Here is a 26,507-nt window from a genome sequence, read left to right as displayed (position 1 = left end):
TAATTCTATAGACAAGTGAAACTGACCATCTGCACGATGCGGTTTGCGAGACTAGTTTTACGAAAGGGAGGGCAATACATTGGCTGAACAGCAAAGCGGATTACGATTTGATATCTATGAGCGGGTGCATTTGTCGGAGGGCGTGGCAGGGATCAAGGAATTGGAGGGCGTGGAGCTCGTACCTCACATCCAGGTGCTCCCTTACGGAGAACAAGCATTGTTACGAGGTAATTTGCTCTTATCCGGGACGTATGTGGACGAACAGGACGCAGCGAACCGAACGTTGGAGCATCTCATTCCAGTGGAAATAACGCTTCCCATGAATCGCGTTCACCGGATGGAGGATATTGCAGTCGAGATTGAAAATTTCGATGTGGAGCTGCTCTCCACAAGAAGTTTGAATATTACCGGCGTTTTATCACTAAACGGACTGGAAGCCATTTCCTCTTTTGCCGGAGATAGCTGGCAGCAGGCGGAGGATGAGGTTGTTTTCGTCCATGAAAACAGAGAGCAGCAGCTTCCGGAAGAAGTGACGTTTGCGGCGGCGGAGCCAAACTTTCAACCGAAAGACCCATGGGCATCTCCAGCCTTGGCCTATGCCGCAGCCAATCCTCTCCCGGATTCAGAAGCGGCTGAACCGAATGTTTCGGAGGAGCGTCACGAATCATGGACAGCGGCGGAAAGCGGCTCGCTTGCTGCTGTGAACGCCTCGGAGTCAGCTTCGGATGAAGCGGAGAATGAATCCGAAGAAGCAGCAGAGACGAGCAGTACCGCCGAGACATCGGCTTTCCAGGCTGAAGCGTCTGAAACCGTGACTGCCGAAGATAAGAAAGAGATGAAAATCGCGTTTGGCAAAAAGAACGAAGATACGTCTCCGAAGCCTATCGGACTGACCACCTTGCTCCAAAGCGCAGTCTCTTCCAAAGTAGAGACGCGTCCGGAGGATGCTGAGCCGGCGCCGGAGAGCGACAAGTCCGAGAAGCTGGAGTGGAAGAGGCTTCTGAGCGGACCTAAGCATGAGCAGAAGGAATTCAAGCGTCTGCGCCTGTGCATCGTACAGAAGGAAGAGACTCTCGAATCCATTGCGAAGCGTTATGATTTGAACCCGCGTGAGATCGCGCTGTTCAACCGTCTCGGTGAAAGCGACCTGTCGGAAGGGCAGATCGTCTATATACCGAAATAAAGCTGCTGCGTTTATTCAGCGGCAAAATAAACGCCGTCTACACCTCGAGCTGCCCGTTTTCCGGGTTTGATCGGGGTGTTTTTTGGTTATAATGAGGACATCAGCTTGTTATTAGGCATCAATCGTATTGACTCTGCGTGCAATGTTGTTTATCATAGGAATGATTACACATGTTAACAACTTGGAAAGGGAATAGTAGGCAGCCAACCCTTCAGAGAGCGGAATTGTTTCGCTGAAAGATTCCGCAGGATGTAACTGACCGAAGTCGCCCCGGAGTTGCAATGTTCAAGGTATCGATGACGCGGATACACGTAGACATTGCCGGCTGCAGCCGTTATCTGTTGAGTGCCGCATAGCGCCGTTGCATTATAACGCACACCTTCCGGTTTGGACCGGAGGGGAGCAGGGATAACAACGCACTTTTGCGGAATAAAGGTGGTACCACGGAAGATAATCCTTTCGTCCTTTGCGACGGAAGGATTTTTTTATTTGGAGCAAGCATGTTCTGTTCCTGCATGTAGCCGGAGACGCCCCGAAGCAATCTCCTCATTCTTGTCGAACTTATTGGAGAGTAACGGCGACGTTTCCATTCTTAATCAATTGGGAGGTCCATAGCCATGGAAGAAACAAAAACAACGCAAACGCAAGCGACGACTTCGATGCCAACCACTTACGATCCGAAAGAAGCGGAGCGCAAATGGTACGATTATTGGCTGAAAGGCGAATTTTTCAAAGCAGGTCAGCGCCAGGACGCTGAAACTTATACAATCGTTATCCCGCCGCCGAACGTTACGGGAATGCTTCATATCGGTCATGCTCTGGATTGCACGCTGCAGGATATCGTAATCCGCACCAAACGGATGCAAGGGTACGACGCGCTGTGGCTGCCTGGCTCCGACCATGCCGGGATCGCTACGCAAACCAGAGTCGAGCAGAAGCTGCGCGAGGAAGGCGTAACGCGCTATGATCTGGGCCGCGAGAAATTTCTCGAAAAAGTATGGGAGTGGAAGGAGCATTACGCGGAATCGATTCACCAGCAATGGGCAAAAATGGGCTTCTCGCTCGACTATTCCCGCGAACGGTTTACACTCGACGAAGGATTGTCCAAAGCGGTTCGCCACGTGTTCGTGACGCTCTATGAAAAAGGCTTGATCTACCGCGGAAACTATATTATTAACTGGGATCCGGCAGCCCGCACGGCGCTTTCGGATATCGAGGTGGAATATAAAGAAGTTCAGGGGCACTTGTATCATTTGCGCTATCCGGTTAAAGACAGCAGCGAATCTATCGTAGTGGCGACAACCAGACCGGAAACGATGCTGGGCGATACAGCCGTTGCGGTACATCCGGAGGACGAACGATATAAGCACCTGATTGGCAAAATGCTCGTATTGCCGATCATCGGCCGTGAAATCCCTATCGTTGCCGACGAGTACGTTGAGAAGGATTTCGGAAGCGGCGCCGTAAAGATTACTCCTGCGCACGATCCGAACGACTTTGAGGTAGGCAGACGCCATGATCTGCCGCAAGTACTGGTCATGGATGAAATGGGCAAAATGAATGAAAATGCAGGCAAATACAACGGCATGGACCGTTTTGACTGCCGCAAGCAAATTGTGGCTGACATGAAAGAGCTCGGCGTTCTCGTGAAAATCGAGGATCACGTGCATCAGGTAGGCCATAGCGAGCGCAGCGGTGCTGTCGTTGAGCCGTATTTGTCCACACAATGGTTCGTTAAAATGAAGCCGTTGGCCGATCAGGCGATTGCTGCTCAGAAATCCGAGGGTCGCGCCAACTTTATTCCGGACCGCTTCGAGAAAACATACCTGCACTGGATCGAGAACATTCGCGACTGGTGTATTTCCCGTCAGCTTTGGTGGGGACACCGCATTCCGGCATGGTACTGCGACGATTGCAATGCTATGCACGTATCCATGACGGACTTGTCAACATGCTCCTGCGGCAGCACGAACCTTCGTCAGGACAACGATGTGCTGGATACCTGGTTCAGCTCCGCACTGTGGCCGTTTTCCACGCTGGGCTGGCCGGAAGAAACCGAGGATATGAAACGGTTCTACCCTACAAGCCTGCTTGTAACCGGATATGATATTATCCCCTTCTGGGTATCGAGAATGATCTTCACCGGACTGGAGTTTACCGGCCAAATGCCGTTCAAGGACGTTCTCATCCACGGTCTGGTTCGCGCAGCTGATGGACAAAAAATGTCCAAGTCGCTGGGCAACGGGGTCGACCCTCTGGAAGTCATCGAGAAATATGGCGCGGATGCGATGCGCTTCATGCTGTCCACCGGCTCCACACCTGGTCAAGACCTGCGTTTCCGCTGGGAGAAGGTCGAACAGGCGCGCAATTTTGCCAATAAGATCTGGAACGCATCCCGCTTCGTGCTTATGAACTTGGGCGATTTCCAAGCGAAGGATATCGATCTTAGCGGACCTCTCGGAACGGCGGATCGCTGGATTCTGCACCGCCTGAACGAAACGGTTCGCGAAGTAACGCGTCTTATCGATTCCTATGAGTTCGGGGAAACCGGACGTGTCCTGTACGACTTTATTTGGGATGACCTGTGCGACTGGTATATCGAGTTCAGCAAGCTGTCCTTGTATGGAACCGACGAAGAAGCGAAGAAAACGACGAAGTCCGTCCTGGCCTACGTCCTGGACCGCACTCAGCGTTTGATTCACCCGTTCATGCCGTTTATTTCCGAAGAAATCTGGCAGCACTTGCCGCATGAAGGCGATACGATTACATTGGCCGAGTGGCCGAAATATGAAGCCCGTTTTGAAGCGGCGGACGCTGTTGGCGAAATGGGAATGCTGATGGATATTATCCGCACCGTTCGCAATATCCGAGCGGAAGTGAACGTGCCGATGAGCAAAAAGATCGAGCTGCTGGTCAAGCCGGCCGGAGACGATGCGCACGCGATTTTGAAACGGAACGAAGAGTACGTTCAACGTTTCTGTAACACGGCGCTGCTTGAAATCAGCCTGAGCGTGGCTACTCCGGACAAAGCGATGACCGGTATCGTAACCGGAGCGGACCTGTATTTGCCGCTGGCGGGATTGATCGATATTTCCCAAGAGGTGGCACGCTTGGAGAAGGAGCTTCAAACCCTTCACGGAGAGGTGGAACGGATCGAGAAGAAGCTTGGCAACGAAGGCTTCATTGCGAAAGCTCCGGCCAAAGTCATCGACGAGGAAAAAGCGAAGCTGGCCGATTACGCTGACAAGCGGGATAAAGTCAACGCCCGTTTGGCAGAGCTGAAAGGGTGAGCACGATGAGCGATACGAGAGTGCAACTAAACGAAGCCGCAGCAGGCGCATTCCAAACCGCAGCGGAGGCGATCGATTGGATCGTTCATCTAATTCCTTTCGGCATTAAGCCGGGTCTCAAACGGATGGAGCAGCTCATGGAGCTGCTCGATCATCCGGAACGCCGCCTGAAGTTCATTCATGTGGCAGGGACGAACGGCAAAGGCTCGGTATGCGCGTACCTGACCGAGGTGCTGAAGCAGAGCGGATACGATGTAGGAACGTTCACTTCACCTTATATACAAAAATACACGGATCGGATTCGGCTGAACGGCGAAAATATCGCTGATGAAGATTTGCTTCGAGTTGTTAACAAAATCAAACCGCTGGTTGATGAGGTGGCTGCTTCCGATCTGGGGCAGCCTACCATGTTCGAAGTATCCACTGCGGTTGCCATAGAATATTTTGCCCATGTAGCCTATCCGGATTTTGTCGTATGGGAGACGGGAATGGGAGGCAGACTTGATTCTACCAATGTCGTTACGCCTCTAGTATCGGTCATTACGAATATCGGTCACGATCATATGGAAATATTGGGAGATACGATAGAAAAAGTAGCTGCGGAGAAGGCAGGCATTATCAAAGCCGGCGTCCCGGTAGTCACAGCGGTTAATCAGCCTGAAGCGCTGGAAGTGATCGAGCAGACGGCCAAGGGCAAGAACAGCACGCTGTATAGCAACGACCGGCAGTTCCGCTATGAGCTGGTAGCATCGGCGGAAGACGAGCAGACGTTCAACTTTTACAGTCCGTTCCGCAACATCCCGAAGGTAGGCATCAGCTTGAACGGCAGCCACCAGCTGCAAAACGCAGCCGTAGCCTTGATGGCGATTGAGCTGCTGCGCCAATATTACGCTTTGATCGTAGAGGATGACGTGCTGCTGCAGGCGATGCGGGATACGAAATGGGCAGGACGGCTGGAGATGATCTCGAGTTCTCCGCGCATTTTGATCGACGGGGCGCATAATCCTGAAGGAGGGGCTGTACTAGCACAGGCACTCCGCGAAACTTACACATACAATAAACTACATTTTGTAATGGGTATGCTATCGACAAAGAATCATTCCGAATATTTGCGGCATATACTACCACTGGTGGATACCCTCATCCTTACCGAGCCGGATTGGCATAAAAAAGAGGATGCTGCCAAGCTAGCCGAGCTGGCCAGAACGCTTTGTCAGGAGATCGATCGTAAGAACGTGGACGTGATCGTGGAACCGGATTGGAAGGCGGCGCTGGAGCTGGTCAAAAGCAGAACGGCACAAGACGATTTGGCCGTAGTTTCCGGCACGTTATATTTGATAGGCGATGTGCGTTCCTGGATCTTACATCAATCCGATTCTGAAAAAGGCTGGTGAGAGCAGCGTGAATACATCTGAGCGTATCCATTTTATCGGTATCGGCGGGTATGGCATGAGTGCCATTGCCAAGGTGATGCTGGAAATGGGTTACCAAGTTTCGGGATCCGATTTGGCCCGGCAGGAGCTGACGGAGAAGCTGGCGGCTAAAGGAGCTCAAGTATTTATCGGCCATGAAGCCGAGCATGTCAAAGGGGCTGACGTCGTCGTCTATTCGACGGCTTTGTCCAAGGATAACGTGGAAATGGCCGCAGCGGAGCAATTGAACATTCCTATTCTTCACCGCTCCCAAATGCTCGGCAGGCTCATGAACGCCAAGAAGGGCATCGCGGTAGCGGGTGCTCACGGCAAAACGACGACGTCGTCGATGATTGCTCTGGTGCTGGAGCAGTGCGAGAAGGATCCGACGTATATTATCGGCGGAGAGATTATGAATGTGGGCAGCAACGCCAAGGCGGGACAAGGGGACTGGGTAGTAGCGGAAGCGGACGAGAGCGACGGCTCTTTCCTGCAGTATCATCCGTATATCGCCCTTGTCAATAACATTGAAGCGGATCATTTGGAAAACTACAACGGCGATTTTGAAAACTTGAAAAAGGCTTACGCCCAATTTTTAAGCCAAGTCAAAGCCGACGGCAAAGCGGTAGTATGCAAGGATGACTCTTATTTGCGTGAGCTTATTCCTACGATTCAAAGCGAAGTCATTACTTACGGCATTGAGAACGATGCCGATTATATAGCCCGCAACATCGATTTGGGTGACCGGAAGGTGCACTTCGAGGTCGTGAGTAAGGGTGTTCTGCTGGGTACCATCGGCTTGTCCGTACCTGGAAGGCATAACGTCTACAATGCGCTTGCAACGCTGATTACTTGCATGGAAGCGGGGCTGACGTTCCAGCAGGTAGCGGACGCGATCATCGATTTTCGCGGTGCGAAACGGCGGTTTCAAGTACTCGGCGAAGTGGACGATATTCTCGTCATTGACGATTATGCTCATCACCCGACCGAGATTGAAGCCACGATCAGCGCAGCCAAATCGACAGGTAAGAAGATTATCGCCGTATTTCAGCCGCAGCGCTACACGCGCACGTACTTCCTGTTCGAGCAATTCAGCAGGGCATTCTCCGAAGCCGACGAGGTCATCATTACGGACATTTATTCTCCGGCGGGAGAGAAGCGGATCGAGGGGATATCCTCGGATAAGCTCGTAGAGCTGATTCGTCAGAACAGCAATGCGAATGTCCGCTACATTCCGACCAAGGAAGAAGTGCAGGCGGATTTGCTCGCTCGTGTGAAAAAAGGCGATCTGATCATCACGATGGGAGCAGGGGATATTTGGAAGGCAGCGGACGGATTGGCCAAAGCTCTCAAAGCCCGTGCGGGACTTTAATAGCATAGAATGATAAAAGAACTGTGTGCAGATAAGGAGCTATCCGTTCTGGCGCGGTTCTTTTTCAGATACATAAGATTCGCTTGCAGTAGCAGCAGAAAACTGGACAATCCGTACCTTCTCGGTACCTCAGTGTTCCGCATCTCTGTATTGACAATGATAATGATAACTATTATCATTTGAATGGAATATAGGGAGAGAAGGGAAGGCTTATGAAGAAGATCAAATACTGCTGCCGCAATTTTAAGCATGGCTCCAAGAGCGTATACAAGACGATGAAAAAGATGTTTCCCGATATTAAGCAAAAGAAGAAGGACTGCTTGGGAGAATGCAAGCTGTGCTCGAAGACCTGTATGGTCATGATAGGGAAGTCGAAAGTCGTCTGTGCGTCTTCAGCCGATAAGCTGTATGACGAGCTCTTGGATTTGATCGGGTAAATCTTCAGGGCATCTACAGATCGTACCTACATACGGGAAAGGTTGTGTTTTTGTGTTAAACGATGCATTAAGCCAAGCTCTCAACGAACAAATGAACTTCGAATTCTATTCCTCCCACGTCTATTTGGCTATGGCAGCGTACTGCTCCGGTGAAAGCCTGGACGGATTCGCAAATTTCTTTATCGTTCAGGCGGAAGAAGAACGGTTTCACGCGATGAAAATTTACAAATATCTGAACGACCGGGGAAGAAGAGCCACGCTTAGCGGCATGGAACACCCGAACAATGAGTATAAATCGGTGCTCGATGTATTCGAGCATGCCTATCATCATGAGCAAATCGTTACCAAACGGATTTACGATTTGTCCGATATTGCGTTGAACGACCGCGAGCATGCGACGATCCATTTCTTGAAATGGTTTATCGATGAGCAGGTGGAGGAAGAAGCGATGTTCGACAGCATCGTGCAGAAGCTGAAGCGGATCGATAAGGACAGCAACGCCTTCTTCATGCTGGATACCGAATTCTCCCAGCGCGTATTTACACCTCCGGCTAACTAAAAATCCGGTTTTACAGCCATGCAGCTGATACAGCTTGTTCTAATCGTCTACTCTCTCTCATAGTCTAGTAATACGATAATTGGACAAAGGGAGAGAAGTAGAATGAACAACAAAATGACCTTTCGATTTGATCATAGCCAGGGACGCAAACGCGGATCGGAACGGTCCGTGAAGGAAGAATCCAAGGTGATCCCGCTTCACGTCGACGAATACAAGGTGGTCGAGCCGCCGGCCAAGGACGACGATGCGATACTGATTAAAGAATGGGCTACGCCAAGCATGCAGGAGACGCCGGCGCCGGCGGCGGACGATACGAATGGTTCCAAGCAGCCGGCGAAACCGGTGCTCGTCGATGCCCAGCCGTTAAATCTGTATACGACGGATTACGGCGGCTGGCAGAGCTCTTTTGATACGGAAACGAACCGGGTGGAACGAATCATTCGTGAATCGGGCGGACGGAATACGGATATGGAAACCGGCTACATGCGTCAGCCGGACGACCAAGATTCCAGCGATCCGCACCGCGACGAGCCGACGGAGCCGTTAAGGGATCACCGGTGGTACGTTCCGGAGGAGCCCGTCTACATAACGCATCCGAGAAAGCCCGCCACCTCGTGGATCAAAATTGCAACGTCGGTAGCGGGAGCTATCGTAACGGGCATCGCATTCGGTTTCTTCGTGCTCTCGATGTTCTCTTCGGATTCTACGGACAAAGGCAGCAACGTCGTGCCTCCGGGCCAGAACAGTACGGCGGGAACGGCGCAGACGCAGGGTGCGGTGTCCGGACAGCAAGGCGCCAATGCAGGTGTTGCAGCTCCGGTGACGGCCCAGTCGGGAACAGCGGCAGCCAGTGCGGTGAATATTCCGGCCAAAACGTACAGCTTCTTGCAAGGCGGCGTATTCAGCACGGTCCAAAGCGCAGACGCGGCGATTGCCGATTTGAAGAAAAAAGGCTTCACCGGTGTGCGTGACAGCACCGACAAATTCCCTGTGTATGTAGGGATGACCATGACTCGCGACGAAGCGCTCGGGTTAACGGAGAAGTTCAAGCAAAGCAATGTCGAGGTACTCGTAAAAAATGTGGAGCTGCCCGCCGTTACCAAAATGAAATGGAACGGGAAGGCGTCCGATGCGCTCCCTAACTATATTGTTCAGGGCGACAAGCTGCTGCAGTCGATGACACCCTTGACCGTTCAGCAATTGTCGGTCTCAAAGCCTGCTGCGCTGGATGCAGCGGCGTTGCAGTCGGTCAAGACGGCCCATCAGACCTGGACCGGTCTTTCCTCGGCAGCGTCCGAAGGGCTCGCGGAAGACGCAAAGGCGGCGATTCAGAAGATGAATCAGGCCATGAATACGGCTGTCGTCTCCTTGGACGAATTTAAGAAAAATGCCGCACCGTCGCTGATGTGGCAGGCTCAAAGCTCGCTGATGCAGTATGTGGTGGCGGAAAAAGAGCTGCGCAAAGCGATTTCGGTGCAATAGCAATATCGCGCATTGCGCGCAATATACAAGAAAGCCTGGTGGTCCTCCACCAGGCTTTTTCTTTTGCAAAAAAACCGGCGAATCGCCAGCAGCTCTAAGGCTGGCGATTCGCCGGTTTGCTTTGGACATAGCGGTCGAGCAGCGCGGCCGCTTCACCTCTCGCCATGCGGCGGTCCGGCATAAACCGGTCCGCCGTCATGCCGTCAATCCAGCCTGCTTGCTTCAGGCTGGCGATGGCCCGTGCCGACCAGGCGTCGGTCGGCACATCCTTGAACGGCTGCTGCGCTGGCGCAGCCGAATTGCTTGCCAGCGGCAGCGCCAGCCGCTGGAACATCGCAGCCACCTCGGCGCGCGTTACGGGCCGGTCGGGACGAAGCGTCCCGTCCTCGTACCCGTTCAGCACGCCTGCGGCGACGGCTTCGGCCAAGGACGCGCCGGCCCAATGGCCGGCCGGCACGTCCTTGAAGGCAACGGCGGTCTTAGGGGCGCAAACCGCCCCGCCGCCGTATACCCCTCCGGCAACCGAAGCGCTCTCGCACTTGCCGGCGGCTGCAGCAGGCTGGACCTTCGACAAGTCGAAGACACGGTCCAGCAGCGTAACCCACTCCGCTCGCGTCAGCTCGCGGTCCGGCTGAAACAGCTTGCCGACGCCGTCGATAATCCCCTGCGTCTTCAGCCTCAAGATCGCCTCGCGCGCCCAGTGTCCGCGAATGTCGGTGAATACCTCCGCCTGCGAGTCCGGCGGCAGGTAAGCCTCAATGCCCTGCTGGATCGCCTTCGCCATTTGCGTTCTGACACTGTCGTTCGCAAGCAGCTCGGCATCCTTCGCATTGGACAAGAAGGCCGTTTCCACGAGGATGCTCGGAATCGTGCCCATTCGCACGACGTAGACCGAGCTTTCCATAAGTCCGAGATTAGTGGAGCCGGTAGACTGAACGAACTTGTCCAGTACGGTTTGCGCCAGCAAGCGGCTTTGCGGCGTCAATCCCGCCATCTCCGGGCTGGCGGGATAATCCGCTTGGGGAAAAGCGTTGTCGTAATAAAGCACCATAGCTCCTCTTGAATTCGGATTCGAGTAAGAGTTCGCATGGACCGAGACGAACAGTTCGGCATTTTGGGCGTTCGTGAACGCTACCCGATCGCTGAGCGACACATAAGTGTCGTCGGTTCGGGACATAGCGACCTCGTAGCCGCTTTGAACAAGCATATCTTTTAGTTTGCGTGCGATATCCAGGTTTACGGTTTTTTCTTGGAGTCCATTGACTCCGATAGCTCCAGGGTCCGAGCCGCCATGGCCGGCATCCACGACTATTTTGGCCGCCATGGATGAGGATGGAAAAGCTATCAGCATTGCTAGGATGAACATCATGATGGTATAAAGCCGGCGCATCGAAACAAATCCCTCCTCAGGTTATTGTACAAGCCTCCGATGTGTGTTGTAAGCAGGTAACATTCTCCAAATGTGTGCTATAATACGAGTTGTGTTATCTACGGATCAATACTTTGGGCAGAGGAATGGGACTATCATGAAAAAAAATACATTTACTTTTATTTTATTGCTTATCCTAGGACTAGTAGCGGGAGCGCTGGTAGGTCAGCTGTTAGCTCCGGTGCCTGCGCTGTCGTTTTTGACGAAAACCGTCCAGCTGGTCTGGCAGCCGAAAGCCGACCTGCTTGTGCTGAAATATGATCTCCACATCGAATTGAAGCTGAGCTTGATCAGCTTGCTCGGGCTTGCGGCATCGTTCTGGCTTTATCGGAAGCTGTAGCGTGCAGCTTGTCGAACTTTGTAAACAATGCATCCATACTATTCGGAATAAGGAGATTGTATATGACGATCACTATGCAAAAAAAACTGATTTTGGCTTCTTCATCGCCAAGAAGGCAAGAGCTGATAGCCTCGCTTCGGCTGCCTTTCGAAATCAAGGTTAGCGATGTCAGCGAAGACACCGAGCCGGGTCTTAGTCCTGCGGAGGTCGTGGAACAATTATCCAGTCGCAAAGCGGCGGCTGTGTGCGAAATGTATAAGGAGCAGCAGCGAAATGACGGAATCGTCATCGGATCGGATACGATTGTTGTGCTGAACGGGGAAATTCTCGGCAAGCCGAAGGATAAAGCGGATGCGTTCCGGATGCTGAACGGACTGCAGGGCAGGGAGCATTACGTATATTCTGGCGTTGCGTGCATCGATTTAAGTACGGGGAAGCAGATCGTATCTCATCAGGTTACATTAGTTTACATGAAGCCGTTGACGAAGACCCAGATTGAGCGTTATATTGATACGGGCGAACCGATGGACAAGGCCGGCTCTTATGGGATCCAGGGACTGGGAGCGACGATTGTCGAGCGGATCGAAGGCGATTATTTCAATGTCGTGGGGCTTCCCGTGTCGCTGCTGAGCGACCTGCTGCAGCAGTTTGGCATTGCTGTTATTTGAGTTCCTGTCATGATATAATTAGGGTTCAACGACTTTTATAAGAAAGAGGGGAATGAATGGAATCGCCCAATTTGACATTGCGCGATGTCCCAAACGAAGAACGACCTAGAGAACGCATGATGCAGTATGGGGCTCAAGCATTAAATAACGCGGAATTGTTAGCTATTCTACTCCGCACTGGAACGGTTCAGGAATCGGCTGTACGTTTGGCCGAGCGTCTGCTGAGTCAATCCGGCGGGCTGCGGAGTCTTGTCGATATGAGCCTGCAGCAGCTAACCGAAATCAAAGGGATCGGTGCGGCCAAAGCGCTGCAGATCCAGGCTGGAATCGAGCTTGGCCGAAGGCTGGCGCGAAGCGGGACGAAGGAGACGGTAACGGTTCGTTCTCCCGAGGATGTATCCAGTTTGCTGATGGAGGACATGCGTTATTTGCAAAAAGAGCATTTTGTATGCTTGTTTTTAAATACTAAAAATCACGTCATAGGTCAGGAAACGCTGTCAATGGGAAGCTTGAACGCGTCGATCGTTCACCCGAGGGAAGTATTTCTTGCGGCGATCAAACGGAGCAGCGCCTCCATTATTTGCGTTCACAACCACCCGAGCGGCGATCCGACCCCAAGCTCCGAGGATATTCAAATGACGCAGCGTCTCGTCGAAGCAGGCGATATTATAGGTATCGATGTGCTTGATCATATCGTGATCGGAGACCGGACGTACATAAGTTTGAAGGAGCAAGGCTTGATGTAATATAATCGGAATATAGCAGGCGATTCTTTATAGAGCATGCTTTTTCCGGTGATATATAGGACTTAAGAGAATGCGAACAATCCATTGTGGCAAAAGTAACATTTAAGTGAGAGTTCAAAAAGTAGGGTTTTCAGCACCGAGAAGTACAAGTTTTCGTAGAAAACTCGCTTCGGAAGCATTACTTCTTCGAGGGTGAACGAAAGATTCGATGTCGAAATAGCTTCATGACCTGCTTCGTGATCAAAAGACGACTTTTTGAACAGCCTCTTTACGTAAGAAACTGGAGATTCAAGCGTCCAAAGGAAGGGAGTACCAAGCATGTTCGGTGGTTTTACAAAGGACCTGGGAATCGATCTGGGTACAGCAAATACACTGGTTTATGTCAAAGGAAAAGGGATCGTCGTTCGCGAGCCTTCGGTTGTAGCGCTCCGCACCGACACCAAATCGATAGAGGCCGTCGGGAACGATGCCAAAAAAATGATCGGCCGCACCCCCGGCAACATCCGGGCTGTACGTCCGATGAAGGACGGAGTTATCGCCGATTTCGACACGACCTCGACGATGATCAAATATTTTATCCGCCAGGCGCAAAAGGACCGCTGGCTGTTTCAGCGTCATCCGAGCGTTATGGTATGCGTGCCGTCCGGCATTACGGCCGTAGAGAAGCGCGCGGTGGAGGATGCGACCCGTCAAGCGGGCGCGCGCGACGCGTTTACCATTGAGGAGCCGTTCGCAGCGGCGATCGGAGCGGACCTGCCGGTATGGGAGCCGACAGGCAGCATGGTCGTCGATATCGGAGGCGGGACGACGGAGGTTGCCGTCATTTCACTTGGCGGTATCGTAACGAGCCGTTCGATTCGGGTGGCCGGAGACGAGATGGACGACGCCATAACGCAGTACATTAAACGCACGTACAATTTGATGATCGGAGAACGTACGGCGGAATCGATCAAGATGGAGATCGGCTCGGCGCTGCCGATGGAATCCCCTGTCACATTCGAAATCCGCGGCCGGGACCTCGTAAGCGGTCTTCCGAAGACGATGACGGTAACTTCAACCGAAATTACCGAAGCGCTGGCCGATACGGTGAACAGCATCGTCGATGCGGTGAAGGTTACCCTGGAGAAATGTCCTCCAGAGCTGTCTGCGGACATTATGGATCGCGGCATTGTGCTTACAGGCGGAGGCGGTTTGCTTCGCAACCTGGACAAGCTGCTGTCGCGCGAGACAGGGATGCCGGTGCTGGTTGCGGAGAATCCGTTGGACTGCGTAGCTATAGGTACGGGAAGAGCATTGGAGAACATTCATCTGTTTAAGATGAAGTCGGGTCCGACAAGCAAATCCAGACGCTAACATAAATGCGGTAAAAGTTAGAAGGTGTGTATGCTTTGAAATTGTTGGGGAATAAGAGGCTGTTGATATTGATGCTCGGCCTCATCTTTTTTATCGCTTTAATGGGACTGACGCTCGGGAAGCGCGAGCGTATGAGCTGGCCCGAGAAGTTTATTACCGATACGGTTTCCTGGACTCAAGGACTGTTTTATAAGCCCGCTGGCTATATAGCGGGTTTCTTTGAGGATATGAAGCAAATGCGTACGATTTTTATCGAGAACAAGGTGCTGAAGCAGACTTTGACGAAGTATGCGCGGGATACGACGCGTCTGAATGACTTGGAGCAGCAAAATAAACGGCTGCAGGACGCGCTCGGCTTTACCGAGCGTCAGAAGCAGGCGAACAATTACACGTTCCGCATAGCGGAGGTAGTCGCGATTAGTCCGGACTCGCTTAACAATACGGTTCGCATCAACCTGGGAGAGCAGGACGGCGTCAAGCCGAACATGGCGGTAATGTCTGTCGAGGGTCTTGTAGGGCGCGTCGTTCAGGTATCGTCCTTTTATTCCAATGTCCAGCTCTTGAAAGGGATTGACGACACCGCGAACGATTCCAAGGCGATTGCCGTCACGGTCAAGAACAAGGAGAACGAATCGTTTGGCATTATCGAGAGCTATGACAGGGATAAGCAGAAGCTGATCATGACGAAGATAGATCCGAACGACAAGCTGGAGGTCGGCGATGTCGTCATCACCTCCGGGCTGGGACAAATTTTCCCGAGAGGCATTGAGATCGGGAAAGTCATATCCAGAGAGCCGGGCAACTTCGGCATATCCCATGAAGCGGTAGTTCAGCCGTTCGCTTCGTTTGATCATCTCCGCGAAGTGTTCGTCGTTATCGTTCCGGAGCAGGGGTGAGCCAATGACTCGGAAATGGCTGTGGATCATTTTATCCGCATTGTTTATCTTGGAAGGGACTCTTCTGCAGTGGATGATTCCCGAAGCCTGGCGCTCCAAGGTATATGTCGCCCCTCATTTTATTCTCGTCATCGTCCTTTATATCGGGTTATATATTAACCGGCATACGGCGTTGGTGTACGGCCTTATTTTCGGATTGCTGCAGGATATTCTATACTCCTCGCCGATGCTCGGTCCTCTGTCCTTTTCCATGGGATTGGCGGGGTATTTGGCTGGGCTGACGCATCGCCGGCTGTATTCCAATATTATCGTCAGCATGATGGTCATTGCAGTCGGCAATTTGTTCTTCGAATGGCTGCTGTATGGGCTGTACCGTCTGTTCCAAACTACGCATCTTGATCTGCAATGGGCTTTCTTCCATCAAATGCTTCCGAGCATGCTGATCAATCTATTGTTTGCTCTGGCTGTGTATGTACCTGTAAGGAAGCTGTTCGAAAGCATGAACAGCGGAGTTTCCGCCTCAGAGGAATAATTTTCAGCGCGAAAGCAGGAAAAACGCTGAAAAAAGCCGAATTGTATAGGCTAGGAGGTTGGAGGACAGTATGACCGCAGCAAAGCACCATGTGACCATTAAAGGCGTTAAGGACGGCCTCGTATTTTTGCTGGACGATACTTGCGAGTTCGGCGAAGTGATCGGAGAGCTTCAGCACAAGCTGGAGAAAACCCATCAGCAAATATTGACAGGCCCGATTATTCATGTACACGTAAAGCTAGGGTCCCGAATCGCTTCGGATGAAGAGAAGGAGCAGATCCGCTCGATCATCGGCCAGAAGGGGAATTTGCTGATCCAATCCATTGAGTCGCAAGTCATGGACCCTGCGGCGTCCGTTTTTAATATACCGGATATCAAGCTGCTTAAAGGAATGGTACGTTCCGGTCAGACGCTGTCGGAGGACGGCAATATTTTGTTCCTCGGAGATGTGAATCCGGGCGGGACGATAATCAGCTCGGGCAGCATTTATATTATGGGCTCCTTAAGAGGAATGGCCCATGCCGGCTTCGATGGAGACGAGACAGCGATTATTGCCGCTTCCCATCTGAGGCCGACGCAGCTCCGGATTGCCTCCATTATCAGCAGACCGCCGGACGAGTGGGGAATTAATGAAGCGTTCATGGAGTTTGCCTATGTGAAGGAAGGCAAGATGGAAATAGATAAAATACACCATATGCATAAATTGGTTTCAAAGCAGTAACTAGAAGGAGTGGACCGTATGGGAGAGGCAATCGTCATTACTTCGGGGAAAGGCGGCGTCGGCAAGACGACCACATCCGCTAATATTGGTACGGCGCTGGCGCTTCAGGGGAAGAAGGTATGTATGGTCGATACCGATATCGGCCTGCGTAATCTGGACGTCGTCATGGGTCTCGAGAACCGTATCATTTATGATCTGGTGGATGTGGCGGAAGGACGATGCCGGCTGCAGCAAGCTTTGGTGAAGGACAAGCGGTTCGACGAGCTGTATATGCTGCCGGCGGCGCAGACCAAGGACAAGCATGCGGTTTCCCCGGAAGCCGTGCGGGATATCGTACTGGAGCTAAAACGCGATTTCGAATTTGTTATTATCGATTGTCCTGCCGGCATCGAGCAGGGCTTCAAAAATGCGGTGGCGGGAGCGGACAAAGCGATTGTCGTTACGACACCTGAAAATGCGGCGGTGCGTGACGCGGACCGGATCATCGGCTTGCTCGAGAACGAGCGGATTGAATCGCCGAAGCTCGTCATCAACCGGATTCGCGCCAACATGGTCAAGAAGGGTGAAATGCTCGATATCGATGAGATCTGCTCCGTGCTGGCCATCGATCTGCTGGGCATCGTACCGGATGACGAATATGTCATCAAAGCGGCCAATATGGGCGAGCCGACCGTGATGAATCCGAATTCCCGGGCAGCCATCGCCTACCGCAACATTGCCCGGCGCATTCTGGGCGATACCGTGCCTTTGATGCCGATGGACGAGAAGCAGGGCGTGCTGCACAAATTCAAGAAGTTTATCGGGATAGGATGATGATTCGGTTTGCTGCATAAATTGAAAAAAATCGATATCCCCATCGTTGTCATCCTGTTAACATTCATGGTCATAAGCACGCTGCTAGTATACAGTGCGACAATCGATGATCACAACATCGAATTCGACTTGAAGAAAATGATCGTCATTTACGTCATCACCATCTTGGCTTTTATAGGCATTACGTTTATGGATTTTCGCGCATTGCTCAAAATCGCGCCTTATTTATATATTGTCGGTTTGGGGATGCTGGGTGCGGTTTACAAGTTCGGGATGGAAATCAACGGCGCCAAAAGCTGGTTCCAGCTTCCAGGCGGATTGTTGTTCCAGCCTGCGGAATTGATGAAGCTCATGCTGATCATCGCAGTGGCTGCCTTTATTGCCAGGAGGCAAGGGGAGCCGCTGTTGTTTCTTACGGATGTTTTCCCGGTAGGTCTTATTGTATTCATTCCTTTCGTCCTGGTGCTGATTCAGCCGGACTTGGGGAACGCCATTATATTTCTTGTCATTTTCGTCGGCATGCTGTGGATCGGAAACGTGAAGTACGTGCACTTTCTTATCGGCGTCTTGATCGTGATAGCGGGTCTGATATTATTTACGTATTTGTTCACGCACTATCATGATCCGATCAAAACGTATTTTACGGAGAAGGGCAAAGGCCACTGGGTTGCGAGAATCGATACGTTCCTGGATCCGGAGAGTGCGACCAAGGACCAGAAATTCCAGGTCGACAACTCCATTAAGGCTATCGGCTCAGGTGGATTGACCGGGGAGAAATACCTGCAAGGGTCGTCGGTTCATCGCCACTTTATCCCTTATGCTTACTCGGATTCCATCTTTGTCGTTCTGGCGGAGGAATTCGGCTTCGTAGGCTCGTCCGTGCTTCTGCTGCTGTATTTCGTGCTTATTTACCGAATGATCCTTATCTCTATCCAATGCAGGGATAAGGGGGGCATCTTTGTCATTGTCGGCGTCGTTTCCATGTTCGTGTTTCAAATCTTCGAGAACGTGGGAATGCTCATCGGCATTATGCCGCTCACCGGTATTACTTTGCCGTTTATCAGCTACGGAGGCACTTCACTATTGATCAATATGATGAGCATTGGCCTGGTGATGAGCATTCGCGTCCATCAGGAAAAAGAACCGAGCTATTGACAGCTCTGTTGAAACCAAGTAAAGAGCACGCTGCCCCCGGCAGTGTGCTTTTTTGCGTTGTCTTGTCTTCGGCTACGGGCTGCAGGATGCTGTGAGGAATATAGTTTCATAAAGGGGTGTACAGGCTCATAAGATGAAATAGAAGTGAAGCGTTAGGACAGATCGATTATTTAGGGCTACGCCGCCCTGAAGCGAACGGTAATAAAAGGCTTCCGCACGCCTATGATCACAGCTTTCCTGGAGGAAGGCGCTTGGGGGGTATAATGGAAATGAGTACCAAAGATAATATTCGCCAAAGAAGGCTGGAGCGGCTTCGAGCGCTTAAGGAATCGGCGGAACGGCCGCCTTTTCCGCTGCCGGAGCATTCCCGTCCTCCGCACGGCTATCCGCTGGACGAGCGCCGCAGAGCCGATGCCGATGAATCGGTACGCTGGGAGGATCCGGAATATGTCTGGAAGCAGAAGTGGAATCGCGAAATGACGCTGCATGACGATCGTTACGGTGACCTTCGCTACGGAGGGAGCGGTCAAAGACCCGGGATGAACCGGCTGCGGACGAAGCTCATTGTCAGCTGCTTTCTTTTTGCCGCCGTATGGGGGCTGTTTCAATGGGACCATCCTTTGGCTAATAAGGGGAAAGCCTATATTAGCTCTGCGCTGAACGATTCGTTCCAATTCCAATCGGTCGCTCTGTGGTACGAGCAGCGGTTCGGCGGCTCTCCGTCCTTGCTTCCTGCTTTGAATACGCTGTACCAGGAGGAAGCGCAAAAGGTGGATGTGGTGTCGAAGCATTATTTTGCTCCGGTGAAAGGAAAGATTATCGCGCCTTATGAGGCGAGCCGTCTCGGGGTCACTGTGGAGACAAGCTCCGATACGCCGGTTGCCGCAATGGACACAGGCTTGGTCGTGTATGTAGGCAATAAAGAAGATACCGGTTATACGATTATCATTCGTCATACGAACGGTCTGCAATCGGTTTACGGCTGGGTGGAGCAGGGACGGGTGGAGCTGAACGATTGGATCAAGGGCGGTGAGACGATAGGTACAGTATCCAAAAACAGCAGCAAGCCATCGGGATACTTGTATTTTGCCGTCTCCAAGGACAGCAAGTTTGTCAACCCGGCGGATGTGGTGAATTTTGATTAGACCGTTCCGTCCATTCGGGATCCTGCTGCGGTTTCATCCCCTGTTCTCCATTGTCATTCTTCTCTCGGTTTTGGCCGGCTATTTTATTGAAACGGCAACGTTGTTCTGTATCGTATTCATTCATGAGCTGGGACACGTATTGGCGGCCAAAAATTTCGGCTGGCGTGTCAAAGAGGTGCAGCTGCTGCCGTTTGGCGGCGAGGTCGTTGTCGAAGAGGTTGCAAATGTACCGGTTTGGCAGGAAATTATTGTTACGATGTCAGGACCATTGCAAAATGGTATTATGATAGTAGCGGCTTTAGGTCTGCAATCGGCGGGGCTGATCCCGGCAGAATGGAGTGTGTACTTTATCCAGGCGAACATGCTGATCGGCTTGTTCAATCTGCTTCCGATTTTGCCGTTGGACGGCGGGAAATTCATGCAATCGGTATTAAGCTTCTGGCTGCCGTATCATAGGGTTATAGCAGTCAGCTGCATCATTAGCCTCTTGTTCAGCGTCCTTTTGACCGGGGCGTCGATCGTGAATGTTTTTAGCGGAGGCTTGAAGTTAAATATTCTAATTATAGGCCTGTTTTTACTGTATTCAAATTGGTATTTATATAAAGGGTTATCCTATCATTTCATGCGCTTTTTGATTAACAGGGAAATGACCTTGAACCGATTGATGCATAATGGAACATTGGCCCAGCCTATAGTGGTTCACGGCAAAAGAAAGGTAACCGACATCGTACGCTTGTTTATGCGGGAGAAGTACCATCTCGTATATGTCATGGATGAGCGCGGCACGATACGTTTCGTTCTTCCGGAACAACCGCTATTGCAATCCTATTTCAATGAAACGAAGCGGGGAAGTGCGATTTCCGAGCTTTTCATGTAAAATGAAGTCCGAGGTGGAAAAAACATGAAGCGTATTCTCGTTCAGTGCGGACAGGACCAGATCGAAGTGGCTGTAATGGAAAACGATAGATTGGTAGAGTACGACAGTGAATTCCGCGGGGCTGAGCATCTGGCCGGCAATATGTACATAGGCCGCGTAGTGAATGTGCTGCAAGGAATGCAGGCTGCTTTTTTGGATATTGGACTGGAAAAAAACGCATTTTTATATATTGATGACATTCTGCCTGCTCATCTGGAGAAGCATCCCAAGCAGAAGCCGTTAATTACGGAGCTTGTTACCGTAGGACAAGCGCTGCTTGTGCAGGTGGTCAAGGAGCCTGTAGGCTCCAAGGGAGCGCGGGTAACGACTCATTACTCGATACCCGGACGGTGGGGCGTTTATATGCCGCGCGCCGATTATGTGGGAGTTTCCCGCAAAATTGAAAACGAGGCGGAGCGAGAGCGGCTGAAGCAAGCAGCCGAACGGCAGCTGCAGCCCGGTGAAGGGTTCATAGCCCGAACGGCCGCAGAGGGCATATCGGAATCCATGATCACCGCGGATCTCGATGAGCTGCGAAGACGGTGGCAGATTGTCGAGGTGCAATCAAGCCAGCAGGGCGTTGTGCCGCGGAAAGTATATACCGACTTCGGACTGCTGCCGCGCTGGATACGCGATGTGTTCCGGGACGATGTTGGCGAGCTGCTGGTCAATGACAAGGAAGCTCACGATACTATCGTCTCGCTGATCCGTCAGGTTTCTCCGGAGCTTTGCGGACGGGTCCGGCATATTCCTATTCAGACGGGCACGCTGTTCGACCGGTTTCAAGCGAACACCCAGCTGGAGAACGGCTTTAAGCGGAAAATATGGCTCGATAACGGCGGCTATGTCGTCGTCGACCATACCGAGGCATTGACCGTTTTTGACGTCAACACGGGACGGTACACGGGAAGCATCGATATGGAACAGACGGCGAAGGATACGAATCTGCTGGCCGCCAAGGAAATATCCCGGCTGCTGAGGCTGCGTGACATCGGAGGACTCATCATTATCGATTTTATTGATATGAATGCAGCGGTTCACCGGCAGCAGGTCCTCGATACGCTGGAGTCGGAAGCGAAGCGGGATCGCACGAAGACGGTGATCGAAGGCTGGACCCGGCTCGGACTTGTGGAAATGACACGTAAAAAAGTAAGGGACGGCAAAGATAAAATTACAATGACCCGCTGTGAAGTATGCGAAGGAAGCGGATGGATTTGGAATAAATAAGCGATTCCCAGCGACTTAGGCATTGCATTCATAGGCCCGCTATGATATGATATTCGGGTATGTTGCAAAACATGCTGTAACCGCACGAAGCGGGTTTAAGTACAAGTTCCTTGCGGAACGGGTCACCTGGCTTTAGGCGAGTCTGAGACATGAGGGAGGTGCAACGAAATGTACGCAATTATCGAAACAGGTGGTAAGCAATACAAAGTTCAGGAAGGCGATGTTCTTTACATCGAGAAACTGAACGCTGGCGAAGGCGATGCCGTTACTTTTGACAAAGTATTGGCTGTTTCCAAAGAAAGCGGTTTGGTATTGGGAGCTCCAGTAGTTTCCGGTGCTTCTGTATCCGCGAAAGTGGAAAAGCACGGTAAAGGTGAGAAAATCATCGTTTACAAATACAAATCCAAAAAGAACTACCGTCGCAAGCAAGGTCACCGTCAACCTTACACTAAAGTTGTGATTGAAAAAATCCAAGCTTAAGGGATAAGGCAATGATTCGTGCAACGATCAAACGGAGGCCGGACGGCCGGATTGAGTCGTTTCGGGTGAAGGGCCACGCTCTGTATGGCGATCCAGGCAAAGATATCGTTTGTGCTGGTGTTTCCGCCGTCACCGTGGGTACCGTCAATGCGGTAGAAGCCGTACTGGGGCTGGAGCTTAAGGCGAACATGAAACATGGTTTGCTGGAGGTGGAGGTTCCCGGTCAGCTGGATGAAGCATTGAACGAGAAGGTACAGCTGATCCTGGAATCGATGGTTGTCATGCTGCAATCGATCCAACAATCGTATGGCGCATATATAGCTTTGAAAGAAACACATTAATGAAGAAGGAGGTAGACTAACATGCTACAATTAAATCTTCAGTTGTTCGCTTCCAAGAAAGGTGTAGGTTCCACCAAGAACGGTCGTGACAGTATTGCTAAGCGTCTTGGCGTAAAACGCGCAGACGGTCAGCAAGTTACGGCAGGAAGCATCCTGGTTCGCCAACGCGGAACGAAAATTCACCCTGGTAACAACGTAGGCATCGGTTCCGATGATACGCTGTTTGCAAAGGTTGAAGGCGTTGTGAAGTTTGAGCGTCTGGGTCGCGATCGCAAGAAAGTTAGCGTCTACCCTGTGGATGCTGCTCCAGTGGCTGCGGCTGTAGAAGTGTAATAACATCATCGACGATAACCCCGGCGATCCAGTGTCGCTGGGGTTTTTTGCGTAGAATAGGAAGGTTGGCCAGCAGCAGTTGCCGATAGAAAAGTGAACTTTTGCGAACAACATGCTATACTGTTAAAGTTAGGATCAAGTGCGGAACGGAGAGGTTACGCAATGACGTCGAAAAGGCCTGATAACGGGCGGCAGGTGGAGAACACCTTGAACGCTCAAGTACGGGATACCGAGCAAAACGAACGCTTCATCCGGCTGCTTAACCATTACAGGCATGACTGGATGAATGAAATTCAAGTGCTGTTCGGCTATGTAAAGTTAAAAAAGTATGATAAATTAGAAGATCTTATGGAGAAAATAAAAGATAAGATCCAGCGGGAAAGCTATTTGGCCAAGCTGGGAGTTCCCGAGCTGGTCATTTACCTGCTTTCCTTTCAAGCGGAGGTTAAAGAAATTGCGCTCCGCATCTCGATGGAGCAAGAAATCCGGGTCAACGAGCTGTCGGTCGATACGAATCGATTACTGGGGCTTGTTGCCGGTATAATGGAAGCTTGCAAAGAGAACGCGAGGCTGTTTCCGTACGCAGAACACGCGCTGAATGTAAGCTTTGCGCAGGAAGCGGACCGGCTCTTACTCGGATTCGAGTACAGCGGCGAGATGGAATCGGCGCGTTGGTCCTCCCTCATCGGGCGGCTAAGGCAGAAGCAAGAGAAGGACGAGGTATGGGAGCACGTTGAATCGGATCATAACCAGTCTGCGATACGTATCGCACTGTTATTGAATACATAATTGAGGTGGATTCATGTTTGTAGATAAAGCGAAGATATACGTGAAGGGCGGAGACGGCGGCGACGGTCTCGTAGCATTCCGCAGGGAGAAGTATGTGCCGGAAGGCGGACCGGCAGGCGGCGACGGCGGAGATGGCGGCGACGTTATTTTCAAGGTGGACGAAGGCCTGCGTACGCTGATGGACTTTCGTTACCAGAAGCATTTTAAAGCAGACCGCGGGGAGAAAGGACGGAATAAAAGTCAGCATGGCGCCAATGCGGACGATATGATCGTTAAGGTTCCCCCTGGAACGGTTGTTATTGATGACGATACGCAGGAGATCATTGCGGATTTGACGCGTCACGATCAGCAGGTCGTTATTTCCAAAGGAGGACGCGGCGGACGGGGCAATATCCGGTTTGCCACGCCGAACAATCCTGCTCCGGAAATCGCGGAGAACGGTGAAGAAGGACAGGAGCGCTGGGTCATACTTGAGCTCAAGGTAATGGCGGACGTCGGTCTCGTAGGCTTCCCGAGCGTCGGCAAATCAACCCTGCTGTCGGTTGTTTCCGCAGCGCAGCCTAAGATCGGAGCCTATCACTTTACGACGCTGACTCCGAACCTGGGAGTGGTTGACGTAGGGGACGGCAGAAGCTTCGTGATGGCCGATTTGCCGGGTCTCATCGAGGGCGCTCATCAGGGAGTTGGATTAGGACACGAGTTTTTGCGGCATGTCGAGCGGACGAGAGTCATCGTGCATATTATCGATATGGCGGCGACCGAAGGCAGAGACCCGTTCGATGATTGGGTGAAAATTAACGATGAGCTGAAGCTGTATAATGCGAAGCTCGAAGAGCGGCCGCAAATTGTCGTAGCGAACAAGATGGATATGCCGGATGCCGAAGTGTATTTGACCGAGTTCAGCGAGCGCTTGAGCGAGGTTCATCCTTCCGCGCAAATCATTCCGATCTCTGCGGTAACGAAATCCGGAGTTCAGGAGCTGCTCTACAAAATCGCCGACTTGCTGGAGACGATTCCAGAGATGCCGCTCGTGGAGGAGCTGGTTGACTTGTCCGAGCGGAAAGTATACCGTCTGGAAGCGAAAGAAGACGATGACTTTACGATCCGCAGAGAAAATGACGACTTTGTAGTGGAAAGCCCGAGCATTGAGAAACTGATCAAAAGGACGAACTTCAGCACGGAAGAAGCGGTAATGCGTTTTGCACGGATATTGCGTAAAAAGGGCATCGATAAGGCGTTGAGAGAAAAAGGCGCGAAGGACGGACATACGGTTCGTATCGGCGATTTCGAGTTCGAGTTTGTCGAAAGAGAATAGTTCGTTGCTGGAACCGTACGATAAAGCATAAAGCACCAATACTCATGTTATCGTAATGTGAGATTGGTGCTTTTTGCTTTTTTCATTGAAAGCGATTAATAAACGAACAATAATTATTAATTGTTTAATTAATATTCGTGATTATATCAACCTAACGGGCAAAAGGAAGAAATATCACGAAAAACATTCGCCAAAACATGAACTTTTTTCGTTAAGACCATTGAACAATTCGGATTTTGAATGTATAGTATATATGTAATAAATACTTACATGAAATAAGCGTATACAAAGAAAAGAGAGAAAATTTCGGGAGGTAGTGTGACGTGGATGTTAAAAGTTTCAAAAACTCAGGGCATTTCCCAAGCTTATTGTCAGCATTTCTCTATTTTGATGTAAGCTTTATGATTTGGGTTTTATGCGGGGCTCTTTCTTTGTATATTACGAAAGATTTCGGCTTGACGGATGCCCAGAAAGCGACGATGGTAGCGATTCCGACCTTGGGAGGCTCGATCTTCCGTATTCCTATGGGTATCCTGGCCGATCGGATCGGCTCCAAGAAAGCGGGCATAATCGGGATGGTACTGACCATCATCCCGCTGTTATGGGGCTGGCTCGGCGGAACGAGCTTAAGCCAGATTCAGTCGTTAGGGTTTTTGCTCGGTATCGCGGGAGCAAGCTTCGCCGTTTCGCTGTCCCTTGCCAGCCGCTGGTATCCGCCTCAATATCAAGGCCTGGCGATGGGAATCGCAGGTGCAGGCAACAGCGGCACTGCGCTGGCCACGTTTTTCGGACCGCAGCTGGCGACAACGATGGGCTGGCACAATGTATTCGGCCTGGCTATCATTCCTTTGGTGCTAGTATTGATTGCTTACTCTCTCATGGCCAAGGATAGCCCGAACCAGCCGGAGCCGAAAAAAATCGTCGATTATTTATCTGCCTTCAAAAATGCGGATACATGGTGGTTCAGCTTATTTTATGCCGTTACGTTCGGCGGGTTTGTCGGGTTTTCCAACTATTTCAGCATCTTCTTCTACGATGTGTACGGAGATAAGGCGATGGCAGGCGGTCTGAGCAAAATCCAGATCGGCTATCTTGTAACGATAACCGTTATTGCAGGAAGCTTTTTCCGGCCGATCGGCGGTTACATTGCGGATAAAATCGGCGGGATGCGATTTATGCTTGTTTTGTATTCCGTTATTACCGTTTGTGCCTTTGCCGTATCAACCATGCCTAGTTCGTTCATGGTGATGCTCGCGATCACAAGCTTGATGATGGCATGTCTCGGGATGGGCAACGGATCGATTTTTCAGCTGGTGCCGCAGCGGTTTTCCAAGGAAATCGGCGTTGTCACGGGAATCGTCGGCGCCTTTGGCGGGCTGGGAGGATTTCTGCTGCCGAATAACATTCTCGGCCCGTTAAAGCAAGCTACGGGTACGCATGTGACCGGCTTCATTGTAGTGGCATCGATTGTGCTGATGGTCACTTTGGCGTTCTATGTTGTCACCCGGAGCTGGAGGAAGGCTTGGGCTACCTCGAACAGCGGCGTTAACTATTAAACGGAATAACGATATCC

Annotated in this window: 26 protein-coding genes and 2 other annotated features; of the genes, 25 read left to right on the top strand and 1 reads right to left on the bottom strand. The window is 51.4% G+C overall.

Going from position 1 to position 26,507, the window contains the following annotated elements; translation table 11 throughout:
• Positions 1-79 precede the first annotated feature (79 nt).
• The 7 genes from DVH26_RS27310 (at position 80) to DVH26_RS27280 (ending at position 9,735) form a co-directional block, all read left to right on the top strand.
• The gene (locus DVH26_RS27310) at positions 80-1,183 is read left to right on the top strand and encodes a LysM peptidoglycan-binding domain-containing protein (protein ID WP_239627592.1); all 1,104 of its coding nucleotides are present in this window, start codon (positions 80-82) and stop codon (positions 1,181-1,183) included.
• 173 nt (positions 1,184-1,356) lie between these two features.
• Positions 1,357-1,653 (top strand) — a binding site (T-box leader).
• Between the two features lie 147 nt (positions 1,654-1,800).
• Positions 1,801-4,473, top strand: coding sequence for a valine--tRNA ligase (locus DVH26_RS27305; protein ID WP_275590425.1), 2,673 nt, complete (start codon positions 1,801-1,803; stop codon positions 4,471-4,473).
• A 5-nt stretch (positions 4,474-4,478) separates the two neighbouring features.
• Complete coding sequence (locus DVH26_RS27300; RefSeq protein ID WP_239627590.1) at positions 4,479-5,867, top strand: bifunctional folylpolyglutamate synthase/dihydrofolate synthase; 1,389 nt, start codon at positions 4,479-4,481, stop codon at positions 5,865-5,867.
• A 7-nt stretch (positions 5,868-5,874) separates the two neighbouring features.
• On the top strand, positions 5,875-7,257 hold the full coding sequence (gene murC, locus DVH26_RS27295; RefSeq protein ID WP_239627588.1) for a UDP-N-acetylmuramate--L-alanine ligase: 1,383 nt from the start codon (positions 5,875-5,877) through the stop codon (positions 7,255-7,257).
• 212 nt (positions 7,258-7,469) lie between these two features.
• Positions 7,470-7,694 carry a DUF1450 domain-containing protein gene (locus tag DVH26_RS27290; protein ID WP_239627585.1) on the top strand — a complete coding sequence of 75 codons (225 nt, stop codon included), beginning with the start codon at positions 7,470-7,472 and terminating at the stop codon, positions 7,692-7,694.
• 91 nt (positions 7,695-7,785) lie between these two features.
• On the top strand, positions 7,786-8,253 hold the full coding sequence (locus DVH26_RS27285) for a ferritin (RefSeq protein ID WP_275590487.1): 468 nt from the start codon (positions 7,786-7,788) through the stop codon (positions 8,251-8,253).
• Positions 8,254-8,355: 102 nt separating this feature from the next.
• Positions 8,356-9,735 carry an SPOR domain-containing protein gene (locus DVH26_RS27280; protein WP_239627581.1) on the top strand — a complete coding sequence of 460 codons (1,380 nt, stop codon included), beginning with the start codon at positions 8,356-8,358 and terminating at the stop codon, positions 9,733-9,735.
• A 94-nt stretch (positions 9,736-9,829) separates the two neighbouring features.
• Here the strand turns inward: DVH26_RS27280 and DVH26_RS27275 are convergent, their stop codons facing one another.
• Positions 9,830-11,125 carry an N-acetylmuramoyl-L-alanine amidase gene (locus DVH26_RS27275; protein ID WP_239627579.1) on the bottom strand — a complete coding sequence of 432 codons (1,296 nt, stop codon included), beginning with the start codon at positions 11,123-11,125 and terminating at the stop codon, positions 9,830-9,832.
• A gap of 136 nt (positions 11,126-11,261) precedes the next feature.
• On the opposite strand from DVH26_RS27275, the gene DVH26_RS27270 reads away from it, so the two are divergent.
• From DVH26_RS27270 to DVH26_RS27185, 18 genes are all read left to right on the top strand, one after another.
• Complete coding sequence (locus tag DVH26_RS27270) at positions 11,262-11,504, top strand: DUF4321 domain-containing protein (protein ID WP_239627577.1); 243 nt, start codon at positions 11,262-11,264, stop codon at positions 11,502-11,504.
• Positions 11,505-11,566: 62 nt separating this feature from the next.
• Positions 11,567-12,172, top strand: coding sequence for a Maf family protein (locus tag DVH26_RS27265; RefSeq protein WP_239627576.1), 606 nt, complete (start codon positions 11,567-11,569; stop codon positions 12,170-12,172).
• Positions 12,173-12,228: 56 nt separating this feature from the next.
• Positions 12,229-12,918: a RadC family protein gene (gene radC / locus DVH26_RS27260; RefSeq protein ID WP_239627574.1), complete on the top strand. Its 690-nt coding sequence runs from the start codon at positions 12,229-12,231 to the stop codon at positions 12,916-12,918.
• A 318-nt stretch (positions 12,919-13,236) separates the two neighbouring features.
• Positions 13,237-14,271: a rod shape-determining protein gene (locus tag DVH26_RS27255; RefSeq protein WP_239627572.1), complete on the top strand. Its 1,035-nt coding sequence runs from the start codon at positions 13,237-13,239 to the stop codon at positions 14,269-14,271.
• 35 nt (positions 14,272-14,306) lie between these two features.
• Positions 14,307-15,167, top strand: a complete 861-nt coding sequence (gene mreC, locus DVH26_RS27250) for a rod shape-determining protein MreC (protein WP_239627569.1) — start codon at positions 14,307-14,309, stop codon at positions 15,165-15,167.
• A 4-nt stretch (positions 15,168-15,171) separates the two neighbouring features.
• On the top strand, positions 15,172-15,699 hold the full coding sequence (gene mreD / locus DVH26_RS27245) for a rod shape-determining protein MreD (RefSeq protein ID WP_239627567.1): 528 nt from the start codon (positions 15,172-15,174) through the stop codon (positions 15,697-15,699).
• A gap of 70 nt (positions 15,700-15,769) precedes the next feature.
• Complete coding sequence (locus tag DVH26_RS27240; protein ID WP_239627565.1) at positions 15,770-16,420, top strand: septum site-determining protein MinC; 651 nt, start codon at positions 15,770-15,772, stop codon at positions 16,418-16,420.
• A gap of 18 nt (positions 16,421-16,438) precedes the next feature.
• Positions 16,439-17,233, top strand: coding sequence for a septum site-determining protein MinD (gene minD / locus DVH26_RS27235; protein WP_239627563.1), 795 nt, complete (start codon positions 16,439-16,441; stop codon positions 17,231-17,233).
• A gap of 9 nt (positions 17,234-17,242) precedes the next feature.
• Positions 17,243-18,388 carry an FtsW/RodA/SpoVE family cell cycle protein gene (locus DVH26_RS27230; RefSeq protein ID WP_239627561.1) on the top strand — a complete coding sequence of 382 codons (1,146 nt, stop codon included), beginning with the start codon at positions 17,243-17,245 and terminating at the stop codon, positions 18,386-18,388.
• A gap of 269 nt (positions 18,389-18,657) precedes the next feature.
• Positions 18,658-19,533 carry a M23 family metallopeptidase gene (locus tag DVH26_RS27225; protein WP_239627558.1) on the top strand — a complete coding sequence of 292 codons (876 nt, stop codon included), beginning with the start codon at positions 18,658-18,660 and terminating at the stop codon, positions 19,531-19,533.
• Positions 19,526-20,410 (top strand): M50 family metallopeptidase, encoded by an 885-nt coding sequence (locus tag DVH26_RS27220; protein ID WP_239627556.1) that lies wholly within the window; start codon positions 19,526-19,528, stop codon positions 20,408-20,410. Before DVH26_RS27225 ends, DVH26_RS27220 begins: the two co-directional genes overlap by 8 nt.
• A 24-nt stretch (positions 20,411-20,434) precedes the next feature.
• A complete protein-coding gene (locus tag DVH26_RS27215; RefSeq protein WP_239627554.1) occupies positions 20,435-21,676 on the top strand; it encodes an Rne/Rng family ribonuclease in 1,242 nt (413 codons plus the stop codon).
• A 68-nt stretch (positions 21,677-21,744) separates the two neighbouring features.
• Positions 21,745-21,830 (top strand) — a sequence feature (ribosomal protein L21 leader region).
• A 14-nt stretch (positions 21,831-21,844) separates the two neighbouring features.
• The gene (rplU, locus tag DVH26_RS27210; RefSeq protein WP_239627552.1) at positions 21,845-22,156 is read left to right on the top strand and encodes a 50S ribosomal protein L21; all 312 of its coding nucleotides are present in this window, start codon (positions 21,845-21,847) and stop codon (positions 22,154-22,156) included.
• Between the two features lie 11 nt (positions 22,157-22,167).
• On the top strand, positions 22,168-22,497 hold the full coding sequence (locus tag DVH26_RS27205) for a ribosomal-processing cysteine protease Prp (RefSeq protein WP_239627550.1): 330 nt from the start codon (positions 22,168-22,170) through the stop codon (positions 22,495-22,497).
• 21 nt (positions 22,498-22,518) lie between these two features.
• Positions 22,519-22,830, top strand: a complete 312-nt coding sequence (gene rpmA, locus DVH26_RS27200) for a 50S ribosomal protein L27 (RefSeq protein ID WP_028547689.1) — start codon at positions 22,519-22,521, stop codon at positions 22,828-22,830.
• Positions 22,831-22,992: 162 nt separating this feature from the next.
• Positions 22,993-23,619, top strand: a complete 627-nt coding sequence (locus DVH26_RS27195) for a Spo0B domain-containing protein (protein ID WP_239627548.1) — start codon at positions 22,993-22,995, stop codon at positions 23,617-23,619.
• Positions 23,620-23,632: 13 nt separating this feature from the next.
• Positions 23,633-24,934 (top strand): GTPase ObgE, encoded by a 1,302-nt coding sequence (obgE, locus tag DVH26_RS27190; protein WP_239627545.1) that lies wholly within the window; start codon positions 23,633-23,635, stop codon positions 24,932-24,934.
• A gap of 323 nt (positions 24,935-25,257) precedes the next feature.
• Positions 25,258-26,490: an MFS transporter gene (locus DVH26_RS27185; RefSeq protein WP_239627543.1), complete on the top strand. Its 1,233-nt coding sequence runs from the start codon at positions 25,258-25,260 to the stop codon at positions 26,488-26,490.
• Positions 26,491-26,507: the final 17 nt, after the last annotated feature.

Origin of the sequence: Paenibacillus sp. H1-7 (assembly GCF_022354825.1) — a bacterium.
In the GTDB taxonomy this organism is placed as follows: Bacteria; Bacillota; Bacilli; order Paenibacillales; family NBRC-103111; genus Paenibacillus_S.
The sequence above is the reverse complement of the archived record's forward strand: the minus strand, read 5'-3'. Positions and strand labels throughout refer to the sequence as shown.

What these genes read in the sequence shown, in the direction of transcription:
- DVH26_RS27305 (WP_275590425.1), top strand. Translation starts at nt 1,801, where the DNA reads ATGGAAGAAACAAAAACAACGCAAACGCAAGCGACGACTTCGATGCCA.
- DVH26_RS27300 (WP_239627590.1), top strand. Translation starts at nt 4,479, where the DNA reads ATGAGCGATACGAGAGTGCAACTAAACGAAGCCGCAGCAGGCGCATTC.
- DVH26_RS27290 (WP_239627585.1), top strand. Translation starts at nt 7,470, where the DNA reads ATGAAGAAGATCAAATACTGCTGCCGCAATTTTAAGCATGGCTCCAAG.
- DVH26_RS27285 (WP_275590487.1), top strand. Translation starts at nt 7,786, where the DNA reads ATGAACTTCGAATTCTATTCCTCCCACGTCTATTTGGCTATGGCAGCG.
- DVH26_RS27280 (WP_239627581.1), top strand. Translation starts at nt 8,356, where the DNA reads ATGAACAACAAAATGACCTTTCGATTTGATCATAGCCAGGGACGCAAA.
- DVH26_RS27275 (WP_239627579.1), bottom strand. Translation starts at nt 11,125, where the DNA reads ATGCGCCGGCTTTATACCATCATGATGTTCATCCTAGCAATGCTGATA.
- DVH26_RS27270 (WP_239627577.1), top strand. Translation starts at nt 11,262, where the DNA reads ATGAAAAAAAATACATTTACTTTTATTTTATTGCTTATCCTAGGACTA.
- DVH26_RS27265 (WP_239627576.1), top strand. Translation starts at nt 11,567, where the DNA reads ATGACGATCACTATGCAAAAAAAACTGATTTTGGCTTCTTCATCGCCA.
- radC (WP_239627574.1), top strand. Translation starts at nt 12,229, where the DNA reads ATGGAATCGCCCAATTTGACATTGCGCGATGTCCCAAACGAAGAACGA.
- DVH26_RS27255 (WP_239627572.1), top strand. Translation starts at nt 13,237, where the DNA reads ATGTTCGGTGGTTTTACAAAGGACCTGGGAATCGATCTGGGTACAGCA.
- mreD (WP_239627567.1), top strand. Translation starts at nt 15,172, where the DNA reads ATGACTCGGAAATGGCTGTGGATCATTTTATCCGCATTGTTTATCTTG.
- DVH26_RS27240 (WP_239627565.1), top strand. Translation starts at nt 15,770, where the DNA reads ATGACCGCAGCAAAGCACCATGTGACCATTAAAGGCGTTAAGGACGGC.
- minD (WP_239627563.1), top strand. Translation starts at nt 16,439, where the DNA reads ATGGGAGAGGCAATCGTCATTACTTCGGGGAAAGGCGGCGTCGGCAAG.
- DVH26_RS27225 (WP_239627558.1), top strand. Translation starts at nt 18,658, where the DNA reads ATGAGTACCAAAGATAATATTCGCCAAAGAAGGCTGGAGCGGCTTCGA.
- DVH26_RS27215 (WP_239627554.1), top strand. Translation starts at nt 20,435, where the DNA reads ATGAAGCGTATTCTCGTTCAGTGCGGACAGGACCAGATCGAAGTGGCT.
- rplU (WP_239627552.1), top strand. Translation starts at nt 21,845, where the DNA reads ATGTACGCAATTATCGAAACAGGTGGTAAGCAATACAAAGTTCAGGAA.
- DVH26_RS27205 (WP_239627550.1), top strand. Translation starts at nt 22,168, where the DNA reads ATGATTCGTGCAACGATCAAACGGAGGCCGGACGGCCGGATTGAGTCG.
- rpmA (WP_028547689.1), top strand. Translation starts at nt 22,519, where the DNA reads ATGCTACAATTAAATCTTCAGTTGTTCGCTTCCAAGAAAGGTGTAGGT.
- DVH26_RS27195 (WP_239627548.1), top strand. Translation starts at nt 22,993, where the DNA reads ATGACGTCGAAAAGGCCTGATAACGGGCGGCAGGTGGAGAACACCTTG.
- obgE (WP_239627545.1), top strand. Translation starts at nt 23,633, where the DNA reads ATGTTTGTAGATAAAGCGAAGATATACGTGAAGGGCGGAGACGGCGGC.